This window comes from Protofrankia sp. Cas8 (assembly GCF_963555845.1).
Taxonomy (GTDB): domain Bacteria; phylum Actinomycetota; class Actinomycetes; order Frankiales; family Frankiaceae; genus Protofrankia.
The window spans coordinates 3,672-14,833 of the sequence record NZ_CAUVXI010000146.1; the positions used below are offsets into that span (position 1 = coordinate 3,672).

The following is an 11,162-nucleotide window of genomic DNA, read 5'->3' on the forward strand; positions in this document are numbered from 1 at the left end:
CTACGAGTGGGCGGTCGTCGATTTCGCGGTTCTCAGTATTGGTGCGGTCACGGTTCCGATCTACCCGACGGCTTCGGAACTGCAGATGCGGCATGTACTCACCGATTCCGGAGCAAGCTGGTGTTTTGTCGAGACCGAGGCCCAGCAGGCCCAGCTCCGTCAGATCGGCGGTAGTGGCCTGCGGGCCGATGTCTGGCTGCTGGAGACGGTCGAGGCCTGGCACGACGGCGATCAGGACGGGCCGTCAGCACTCCGGGGACTGCGGTCTCCGGGCGCGCCCTTTGACCCTCTAGACGCCGAGTACGACGATCGTCGTGGCAGGGTGCGTGCCGACGACCTTGCGACGATTGTGTACACCAGTGGTACCACCGGGGTACCCAAGGGATGCATGCTCACCCATCGCAACATGTACGCGTCCTCGGCCAACACGGTCGAGCACACCGGGCAATTGTTCCGCAGTGTGCGGGGAGAGCAGGCGACGACCCTGCTGGGCCTGCCGCTCTCGCACGTCTTCGGTCGGACCATCCTCATCGCCTGCCTGTACGCCGGCACCCGGACGGGACTTCTGCCGGGCGTGCCGGAGCTGATCGCCGAGTTCCCGACGTTCCGGCCCACGTTCCTCGCGCTCGTCCCGTACGCGCTGGAAAAGATCCGCAAGCGGGTCCGTGAACCGGCGGCAGGCGGTGTCGGGGTGGTCGACGCGGCGGCGGAGCGGATCGCGATCGAATTCGGGCTCGCCAGGGCACGCGGGCTCGCGGGCCAAAGGGCGCGCGATGATCGTCAGATCGCGCGCCCGGAGGCCGACGTCCCCGGATCGTTTGCCGTGGATGCACAGCTGCGGGACGCCCACGCCGCGTTCGACGAGAAGATCTACAGCCGGGTGCGGGAGTCCTTCGGCGGTCGTTTCGAATATGTGATCTCCGGTGGCGCGTCGCTCGACGACACGACCGCGGCGTTCTACGGCGGCCTGGGGGTGGAGATCCTCAACTGCTATGGGCTGACCGAATCGGCCACGGCGGTGACGGTGAACGTCGCGGCCACCAACCGGATGGGCAGCGTCGGACGCCCGATTCCGGGCACCACGGTGGCGATCGCCGACGACGAGGAGCTGCTCGTCCGCGGCCGCAACGTCTCGCCGGGATACTGGCCCGGGTACTGGCCGCCGGCCCGTGAGCCAGCCGCGCAGTCAACCGAGGGTGATGCGGTCCAGGCTGGTGACGGCCCCTGGCTGCACACCGGTGATCTTGGTCGGCTTGACGAGGACGGCTTCCTCTACATCACCGGCCGTCGCAAGGAGATCCTGGTCACCAGCGGTGGCAAGAACGTTTCGCCGACACCGCTGGAAGATCGCGTGCGCCTGCATCCACTGGTGAGCAACTGCATGGTGATCGGTGATGCACGCCCGTTCGTCAGCGCGCTGGTCACCGTTGACGGCGCGGCCCTCCAGACCTGGCTGGCGGGCCGGGAAACGGCACCGGCCGACGACTCCTGGCGCCATGATCCCGATCTGGTAGCGGAGATTCAGATCGCGATCGACGATGCGAACAGCCTCGTCTCCCGGGCCGAGTCGATCCGGGCCTTCCGGGTGCTCGCGACCGACTTCACCCTGGACCGGGGGCATCTGACGCCTTCCATGAAACTGCGTCGGACGGTGATCGAGAGCGATTTCGCCGCGGACATCGCCGCGCTGTACGGGTGACCGCACCGCCGTGCCCGCTGACGTTTCCCGACCGTTACCGATGCACGGATCCATTGTGTCGACCAATCGGCCGATGGCGTATGGACACAGTTGTTGACCGCACTTCCGGCGGTTGTGGAAAATTAATACGTATTCGTGCCGGGGTGCCGTGGCACCGCGGAGCTCGTCCGAGTTGACGACAGGAGCACATTTTATGTACGACGTTATCGTTGTTGGTGCGCGCTGCGCCGGTTCATCGTTGGCGATGCTCCTGGCCAGACGCGGTCATCGGGTCCTCGTCGTTGACAGATCAACCTTCCCGAGTGACACCATATCGACGCACTATATTCAGCAGACCGGCCTTGCACGACTCCGGGACTGGGGTCTGCTCGACAGTGTCGCGGCGACGGGCGTCCCGGCGATGAAGCACCTGACCCTGTCCTATACCGGCATCCATGTCGAGGGCTTCGCCGACCCGATCGAGGGCATCACCGAGGTCTATTCTCCTCGTCGCACGGTGCTGGACAAGATCCTGGTCGACGCGGCCCGCGCGGCCGGGGCGGAGGTCGTCGAGGGATTCACCGTCCAGAATGTGATCTTTGAAGACGGTCGCGCCGTCGGTATCCGTGGCCAGTTCGGCGACGAATCGGAGAAGGAATTTCGCGGCTCGTTCGTGGTCGGCGCGGACGGCCGGAACTCGACGGTCGCAGACCAGGTCGGCGCCGACTTCTACCGTGTCGTACCGGCTACCTGCTTCGTCTACTACTCGTATTTCGGCAATCTTGACTGGTCCTTCCAGCACCGGACCAGCTTCAACCAGCAGCAGATAGGCGCGTGGCCGACCAACGACGGTCTGCATCTGGTGTCGCTGTTGCGCCGGCGGGAGCACTTCAGTGAGTTCCGCGCCGACGTGGAGAACAGCTTCCACGCCGTGTACGACGAGGTGGTACCCGATCTCGGTGAGGACCTGCGGACGAACGGAAAGCGGGCGGAGAACTTCCGGGTCATGCGGTACCCGGACAACTACTACCGCCGATCCAACGGGCCGGGCTGGGCGCTGGTCGGAGACGCCGGTTACCACAAGGACCCGTTCACCGGCTGGGGAATCACCGACGCGTTCCTGTACGCCGAGCTCCTCGCGGACCAGCTGCACCAGGGGCTGTCCCAGGAGCGACCGGTGGACGACGCCGTGGCGGACTACGCGAGGATCCGCGATGAGCGGAGCAAGGGAACCTTCGAGTTCACCTGCGTCCTTTCCGAGCTCACCCTGCCGCCGTTCTTCGAGGCGGTCCTGCGTGCCACGAGCCAGAGCCCGGAGTACACCAAGAAGTTCTTCGGTCTGATGGCCGGGGGGATCCACGGCGAGGAGTTCTTCGCGCCGGAGAACCTGGAGAAGCTCTACGAAGAGGTTGGCACGCCGCGCGACGAGCGTCTGCTCAAGGCCGCCTGACCGGCGGGCCCGCGGTGTTGGCACGCCGCCGGTCCGGTCGGTTCCCGACAATGATTGTGGAGTGTGCCCCGTGAACCCCGTGCCTGCCGCGAGCGCCAGCCCGCCGGATATCGCGCAACGCACCCGGATCTTCGTCCGCGAGCACGTCTTCCCGGTCGAGCGGGAGATCGTGGTTGCCGGGCGTCACATGGACGATGTGCACCGGGTGGAGCTGCAGACGGCCGCCCGGGCGGCGGGGGTCTTCGGCCCGCTGTCGCCGGTGGCCTACGGTGGCCTCGGCCTCGACACCCGCGCCCAGGCCAGCGTGCTGGAAGCCGCTGGTACGAGCCTGATCGGTCCGATTGCGGTGGGCGCCTCCGCTCCGGACGACGGCAACATCCACCTTCTTGCCCACCTCGCCACCGCACCGCAGGCGGAACGGTACCTGGCGCCGTTGGCGCGCGGTGAGGTCCGTTCGTCCATCGCGATGGCCGAACCGTCACCAGGTGCGGGATCGGATCCCGCGATGCTGGCGACGGTCGCGGAGAAGGTCGCCGGTGGCTGGAAGATCAATGGCGCGAAGCACTTCACCACCGGTGCCGACGGAGCGGCGTTCACCATCTGCATCGCTGCGACCCCTGGTGGCACGACGATGTTCCTGGTTGATCAGGACAACCCGGGGCTCAAGGTGGGCCGCCGGATGCCGACACTCGATCACAGCGCCCCGGGCGGCCACTGTGAAGTCACTTTCAGTGATTGTTTTGTTCCCGATGACGCTGTGCTCGGGGAGGTTGGACGCGGTCTTGAGTATGCCCAGGTGCGGCTGGCCCCCTCCCGCCTCACCTTCTGCATGAACTGGCTGGGGTTGGCCACCCGGGCGCACGCGATGTCGGCCGAGCGGATCGTGAACCGCACGGCATTCGGGATACCCGTCGCCGACCACGGAATGGCCCAGGCGCACGTTGCCGACAATGAGATCGATATCGTGGCCGCCCGAGCGCTCATCTACTCGACCGCCACCGTTATCGACGAACAGGGCTCGGTCAGCGGTGCGGCGCGCCACGCGGCCTCGATCACCAAGACCTTCGTGTCGGAGGCCGTGTGGCGGGTGCTCGACCGTGCGGTCCAGCTCTACGGCGGGCTGGGTGTGTGCGAGGACGAACTCGTCGCCCGGTTCCTCGTCGAAGCGCGCGCCTTCCGAATCTACGAGGGTCCGTCCGAGGTGCTTCGATGGTCCATCGCCCGCCGGGTACTCCGGGCCTATCGGTGACCGGCCGTCACATTCCCATCGAACATCCATGGTGAATCGGCTGGTACGAAATCCGCATCAGCGCCGGTGCGCCGTGGCTCCACCGTCTTTTCCGCATCATCTGGTGATCAGTTTGAAATCCGTTCACGGCCTGGTCCATCAAGGATGTTGGGATGATGAGTGTGACGAATGATACGCAGCTTTCGCGCGCTGAGACCGGATACGCGATTTTTGCCGGGGCGACGAACGGGATCGTCGACTACGAGCGCATCCGCGAGATCGCCAACTCGCTCGTTCCCTTCGGCCGCTTCGTCGGAGTCACCATCACCGAGGTGGGTCCCGACCGGGCGGTCGTCGAGATCCCCGAAGGTGAGAACCTCACCAATCACCTGGGCACCGTTCATGCGGGTGCGCTCTTCCTGGCCGCTGACATCGCCAGCGCCGCCGCGGCAGCCGGCGCCGTGGCGCCCCGGCTGGCCCGGGTCGAGTACATGGTGGTCCGGGATGCCCGGTCGACCTTCCGCAAGCCGGCCGCCGGTCGAATCCGTGCGATCGCCACCGTGGATGAGCGAGAAGTGCGCCGCGTACTGGCCAGCGATGCCCCAGAGCAGTTCGATCTGGATGCCAGGGCACGCCTCTATGACGACGCCGACGGGCTCGTTGCCCGGTTCCATTTTGAGTTCGCCTGCAAGATCCTGGCTGGCTGACGGGCATCCGACCGTATTTCCGCACGCATTGTCGGCCCGCGGAAGGCGCCAGTAGTCCACACGCTGTGACGGGAGTCCCCATGTCAGTGAGCTCGACCGGTCGTGACACGCCGGACGGCAACGTCACCAGACGCCCATCGGAGTTCGCCGCGCTCGAAGCGATTCCGGTGACCACCGACGACAACGTCACATTCGTGATCAGGGTGCTTCCACAGGATGATCCAACTGTCCCGGTGGCGCTGATTCTGCCGGCGATGGCGCTCAAGGCGAAGTTCTACCTACCGCTGGCCAAGACTTTGCACGCGTCGGGTCTGTCGGTGGCGATGTGCGATCTGCGGGCCCAGGGGGAAAGCACACCCGGACTCGACAAGAAGTCGGCATTCGGCTATCGAGAGATCCTCGAGGTTGATTTTCCCGCCGTCATCAAGGCTGTTCGTTCGCGGTTTCCCCAGGCTCCGCTGTATCTGTTCGGACACAGTCTCGGCGGTCAGCTCTCCGTGCTCTACGCGGCATCAGCGCCTGAGGATGTGGCCGGGGTCTGCATCATCGGTGCCGGATCCGTCTACTGGAAGGCCTTCGGTCCCAAGCGCTGGGAAGCCCTGTGGAAGATCCAGACGATCGGTCTGATCGCCAGGTTGCGCGGATACTGGCCCGGCGGCATGCTGATCGGCGGTGCGATGGCGGGCGGTGTGATGATCGACTGGGCGCGGCACTCCCGGACGAGCCGATACCAGCCGCGGGGTACGAAGCGGGACTACGATCAGCTGTTGAGTGAGCTGGCCATTCCCGTCCTGGCGATCTCCCTGGACGGTGACCGGCTCGGGCCGCGGTCCAATGTCGACTTCCTCTGCGGCAGGATGCGGTCCGCAAAGATCACCCCTTGGCACCTGGACGACTCCGCTGGTGTCGCGCACCTCGACCACTTCGAATGGATCAAGGATAGTGGGATCATCGGGTCCGCGGCGGCATCCTGGATCATCGACGGGCAGCTGCCTGCGCCGTCCCGGTAGACCTCACCGCTGCGGGTGCAACGGAACCGTCGGGCCGTGTCTGGCGAGCCGGTACATCCACCGGTGGTCGTGTACATCCACCGGTCGTGTACATCCACCGGTCGTGTACATTGTGTCGGCACCTGTGCAATGGGATCGGTGGGTGTCACGGAATAGGTTACCGGTTTCCACGAAGGCAGCGGCGGCCGCTCATGCGCAGACACATTTTCTGGAACGCGCCGGTGAACACCGTGACAATGGACCGGTAAATGCGGGGTAGAAAGATGAAATTTCCGCCGCGTTGACACTGCCAATCGTCTCCCTCGATCGAGCAATAGGGATGTCGGATTGGTATTGACCATTGTTTGTCCTACTCCGCACAATTTAGGTGTAGCTCGCCGGCGAGCGCCCGCGCCGATGCCTGCCGGATGAAATGACAGGGGAATTGCGGATGATGGCGAAAGCACGACTGACGGTTATCGGCGACAGCTTCGTCGAGGGCCGGGGAGATCCGCGACCGGACGGGACGTACGGTGGTTGGGTGCCCCGCTTTGCGGAACTGTTCGGAATCCCGCGCAACAGCTATCTCAACCTCGGGACCTTCGACGCGACAACCCAGGACGTGGTTGCCGGTCAGCTTGGCGTCGCGTTGGTGAACAAGGCTCCGCTGATCGGCTTTGTCGCCGGGGTCAACGATCTGGTTCGAGACTATGACGCGGTGCGTTTCCGGAATAATCTTGAGATGATTTTCACCACACTGAGCGGTCCGGATACGGTGATGTTCACCGCGACGTATGCGGATATTCCGCGGAACCTGCCGTTGCCGGACACCTTCCGTCAACTGCTGCGAGCCCGTTTCGCCGAGGCGAACGAGTGCCTACGTGCGGTCGCCGGGTGGACCGGCGCGCTTTGCGTGGACGTCGCGGCCGCGCACGAATGGACGGATCCGGCCATGTGGTCGGCGGACGGCCTGCACCCGAGTCCGGCTGGTCACCGGCGCTTCGCCGAGGAAACGGCCGATCTCATAAGTTTTGCCACCGGGATGACGGTGTTGAACGGATCATCCGCTTTCGCCGGTGTCGGGTCGGGACCGCTCTCGTACTAGAAGGCCGCTGGTTGGGCCGACGTCGATGCGATCGTGATTTTTCCGCTGAGCGACCCAGGGACTTCGGCCTCCGGCGATGCGACAGAACCACGATCGCATCGCCTTCGGCCCTCTAGCGACCCAGGGACTTCGGCCTCCGGCGATGCGACAGAACCACGATCGCATCGCCTTCGGCCCTCTAGGAGAGGAAGACTGTGAGCGAGGGCGAGAAGCTGGCGGATCGGCGTCTGGCCAATAATCCGATCGCGATTGTTGGCATGGCGGGCCTGTTCCCGATGGCCCATGACTACCGTGAGTACTGGCAGAACATCGTGGATTCGGTGGACTGCACCCAGGATGTCCCGGCGAGCCGGTGGAACGTCGACGATTACTTTGATCCGGATCCCACTGTTCCGGACATGACCTATTCGCGTCGCGGGGGTTTTGTCCCGGATGTAAATTTTGATCCATTGGAGTTCGGTCTGCCGCCGAACCAGCTGGAGGTCACCAGCACCCTGCAGACGTTGAGTCTGGTGGTGGCGCGGGACCTGCTGCGTGACGCTGGGGCGACCGATTCGCAGTGGTATGACGCGTCACGGACGGGCGTGGTGCTGGGCGTCACCGGCCCGGTGCCGCTGATGCATCCGCTGGCGGCTCGGTTGTCGACCCCGGTGTTGAAGGAGGTCGTCCGCAGCTGCGGGCTCAGCGATGCCGATGCGCAGGCGATCGCGGCGAAGTACGCGGCGGCGTTCGCGCCGTGGGAGGAAAACTCGTTCCCGGGGCTGTTGGCGAACGTCGTCGCCGGCCGGGTCGCGAACCGCCTCGGTCTGGGCGGGATGAACTGCACGGTCGACGCAGCCTGTGCGGCGTCGTTGACCGCCGTCCGCGTGGCGGTGGCGGAGCTCGTCGACGGCCGGGCCGAGATGATGATCGCCGGTGGCGCCGACACCGAAAACTCAATCTTCGGTTACATGTGTTTCAGCAAGACACAGGCGTTGTCACGAGCCGGGCGTATCCGGCCCTTCGACGATGCCGCTGACGGCACGTTGGTCGGTGAGGGCATCGGCATGCTCGCGTTGAAGCGTCTTGCCGACGCCGAGCGCGACGGGAACCGCGTGTACGCGGTGATTCGCGGTATCGGCTCGTCCAGCGACGGCCGGTCGAAGAGTATCTATGCGCCGCGTGCGGAAGGTCAGCGGCTGGCGCTGGCACGGGCCTATGCCGATGCAGACTGTTCGCCGGCGTCGGTGGAGCTGTTCGAGGGACATGCGACCGGTACCGCGGTAGGGGACAAAACAGAGCTGTCGGCGCTGAACGGTGTTCTCACTGAGGCGACCGATGAGCGGCATTTCGCGGCGATCGGAAGTGTGAAGTCACAGATCGGGCACACCAAGGGTGCGGCCGGTACGGCGAGTGTGATGAAGCTCGCGCTGGCGCTGTATCAGAAGATGCTGCCCGCGACGATCAATGTGGAGCGCCCGAACAGCGCGATCAATTTTGCTGACGCGCCGTTGTACGTCAACACCCGCACCCGGCCGTGGATTCGTGACCCGTATCGGCCGGTGCGGCGGGCGGCCGCGTCCGCGATGGGGTTCGGCGGGACGAACTTCCATGTCGTGTTGGAGGAGCACAACGGGGATCGTGGCGCCGTCAAAGCGTTGCATCGGACGGCTCGGGCGTATCTGTGGCATGCACCTGACACCAGCGCATTGGTGGATGTGCTGCGTTCGGGTGCGTCGGGGGAGGAGACGGCGTCGATTCCCGCCGGGCATGCCCGGGTCGGGTTCGTGGCCGCCGACGACGAGACGGCGCAGCGCCTGCGCGCATTGGCGGTCGATCAGCTCGCGACGTCCGGGGACGTGGAGCAGTGGACGCATCCGGCCGGGGTGTTCTTCCGGAGCCGGCAGCTGCCGGACCTGAAGGTCGGCGCGTTGTTCGCCGGGCAGGGCAGCCAGTATCTGGACATGGGCGTGGAGGCGGCGCTCAACATTCCGACCGTGGCGACCGCCTTCGATGATGCGAACGGCTCGTTCGCCGGGGCGGCGCGGCGTCTGGCCGCGGTCATCTACCCGGTACCCGTCTTTGACGCGGGCCAGCGCCAGGCGCAGGAGACAGCTCTTCGCCAGACCGAATACGCGCAGCCGGCCATCGGTGCGCTCTCGGTCGGGCAGTTCCGGTATCTGACCGAGTTGGGCCTGCGCTGTTCTGGTTTCCTCGGACACAGTTTCGGGGAGCTGACCGCCCTGTGGGCGGCCGGCGCGTTGGCCGACGCGGACTTTTTCCGCCTCGCGCGCGCCCGTGGTGAGGCGATGGCGCCACCGGCCGACGATCCCGAACACGACCCGGGTGCGATGGCGGCGGTCCAGGCCACACGTGAGCAGGTCACCGACGTCCTCGCGGCTTTCCCGAGTGTGATCGTGTGTAACCACAACGCGCCGGACCAGGTGGTGGTGGGTGGGGACACCCAGGGGGTCGGCGAGGTGGTCCAGGAATGTAAGCAGCGGGGGTTGAACGCACGGCCGCTGCCGGTTTCCGCAGCTTTTCACACCCGTCATGTGGCCCATGCGGTGGAGAAGTTCCGGTTGGCGGTGGAGGCGGCGCGCATCAACGTGCCGGCACAGCCGGTGTATGCGAACACGGCGGGTGCCGCGTACGGGTCGGATGTCGAGGCGAACCGGCGGGTGCTGGCCGGGCAGCTGCTGGAGCCGGTCGAGTTCGTCGCGGCCCTGGAGGCGATGCGCGCCGACGGCTGCAACGTGCTGGTCGAGTTCGGTCCCAAGCAGGTGCTGACCCAGCTTGCGCGGCGGACGTTGGCCGAGTCCGGGGTGGTCGCCATACCCACCGACGCCGGGCCGCTCGGTGACAGCGATGTCGCTGTGAAGCAGGCCGCGGTTCAGCTCGCGGTCCTCGGGATACCGATCACGGGAATCAACCGGTACGACGCCCCCGCCTGGGTGACGGCCCCGTCCCGCGGCATGGTCGTGACCCTCAACGGTGCCGAGTACGTGCCCGATTCACGTCGGGCCGCCTATCAGGCCGCCCTCGACAACGGCTACCAGATATCCACCACTGACGCGACCGGGGGTAGTGGGTCGTCCGCCGATGTGAGCGCGAGCGACCCGCAACAGGTCGACGACCCGCCCTCACCCAACGGGACGGCGGCGAGCGAGCCTGCGGTCTCGGGCCAGGTCATTGCGCCGTTCGTGACCGTCTCACCGCCGGTTGCCGCGGCACCGGTCGTGCCGGCGGCTCTGTCAGCGGTGCCGACGGTGTCAGCCGTGTCAGCGGTGCCAGCCGTGTCAGCGGTGCCGACGGTGCCGGTTGCGTCGGACCCGAATCGCTCGCCAATTGTGGTTGACGTGTCACAAGATGTCCTTGCGCAGCATGTAGCGGTGCACACGCAGTATCTGGAAAGCCAGCTGCGGATCGCGGACGAGTTGGTCGGTGTGCTCCAGGCCCACCGCGACGATCAGGACGCGTCGTGGTTGCCGCAGGCTGTCGAGGCGGTGAAGGACCAGAGCCTGGCGATCGGCCGGGCGCACATCCGCGCGAACGAGATCCTCGCCGCACTCGCCGACATCGAACGGGATGCTCACCGGCACGCGGCGCCATCCACCGGCTCGGCGCCGGTGTCGGCCACCGTCGACCGGGCCGTGGCGACGCCGACGGCGCTGGCAGGTCGGCCACCGCGACCGGAGCTGGCTTCCCCAGCGTCAGCCGCTCCGGTCCAGGTTGTTCCCGCCCAGCCCGCACCCGCCCAGCCCGCACTCGTCCCCGCCGTCGTGGTTCCCGCGGCGTCCAGTGACGGAGTCGGTGCTTTGGCGGTCGCGGTTTCGGCCGGGGCGGGTGTGGTGGATGCGGGGTCGGTGCGTTCGGCCTTGTTGGGTGTGGTGGCGGAGCGGACGGGTTATCCGGCGGAGATGATTGACACCGGGATGGATCTGGAAGCGGATCTGGGTGTTGACTCGATTAAGCGGGTGCAGATTCTGGGGGCGATGCAGGAGCGTTTCCCGGGGGTGCCGGCGA

The 11,162-nt window shown here is 66.1% G+C and carries 7 protein-coding genes; all 7 read left to right on the plus strand.

Going from position 1 to position 11,162, the window contains the following annotated elements:
* Positions 1-1,699, plus strand: a 1,699-nt coding sequence (locus tag U9977_RS18805; RefSeq protein WP_322750591.1) for an AMP-dependent synthetase/ligase, incomplete at its 5' end; no start/stop codon positions are given.
* 193 nt (positions 1,700-1,892) lie between these two features.
* Positions 1,893-3,128 (plus strand): NAD(P)/FAD-dependent oxidoreductase, encoded by a 1,236-nt coding sequence (locus U9977_RS18810; RefSeq protein WP_322750592.1) that lies wholly within the window; start codon positions 1,893-1,895, stop codon positions 3,126-3,128.
* Positions 3,129-3,207: 79 nt separating this feature from the next.
* A complete protein-coding gene (locus tag U9977_RS18815) occupies positions 3,208-4,377 on the plus strand; it encodes an acyl-CoA dehydrogenase family protein (RefSeq protein WP_416210688.1) in 1,170 nt (389 codons plus the stop codon).
* Between the two features lie 155 nt (positions 4,378-4,532).
* The gene (locus tag U9977_RS18820) at positions 4,533-5,063 is read left to right on the plus strand and encodes a YiiD C-terminal domain-containing protein (protein ID WP_322750594.1); all 531 of its coding nucleotides are present in this window, start codon (positions 4,533-4,535) and stop codon (positions 5,061-5,063) included.
* A gap of 80 nt (positions 5,064-5,143) precedes the next feature.
* A complete protein-coding gene (locus U9977_RS18825) occupies positions 5,144-6,073 on the plus strand; it encodes an alpha/beta fold hydrolase (protein ID WP_322750595.1) in 930 nt (309 codons plus the stop codon).
* A gap of 433 nt (positions 6,074-6,506) precedes the next feature.
* Positions 6,507-7,157 carry an SGNH/GDSL hydrolase family protein gene (locus U9977_RS18830; protein WP_322750597.1) on the plus strand — a complete coding sequence of 217 codons (651 nt, stop codon included), beginning with the start codon at positions 6,507-6,509 and terminating at the stop codon, positions 7,155-7,157.
* Positions 7,158-7,414: 257 nt separating this feature from the next.
* Positions 7,415-11,162, plus strand: a 3,748-nt coding sequence (locus tag U9977_RS18835) for a beta-ketoacyl synthase N-terminal-like domain-containing protein (RefSeq protein ID WP_416210689.1), incomplete at its 3' end; no start/stop codon positions are given.

Excerpts from the sequence above, each read along its gene's own strand:
- U9977_RS18810 (WP_322750592.1), top strand. The coding sequence starts at position 1,893 with ATGTACGACGTTATCGTTGTTGGTGCGCGCTGCGCCGGTTCATCGTTG.
- U9977_RS18825 (WP_322750595.1), top strand. The coding sequence starts at position 5,144 with ATGTCAGTGAGCTCGACCGGTCGTGACACGCCGGACGGCAACGTCACC.
- U9977_RS18830 (WP_322750597.1), top strand. The coding sequence starts at position 6,507 with ATGGCGAAAGCACGACTGACGGTTATCGGCGACAGCTTCGTCGAGGGC.
- U9977_RS18820 (WP_322750594.1), top strand. The coding sequence starts at position 4,533 with ATGAGTGTGACGAATGATACGCAGCTTTCGCGCGCTGAGACCGGATAC.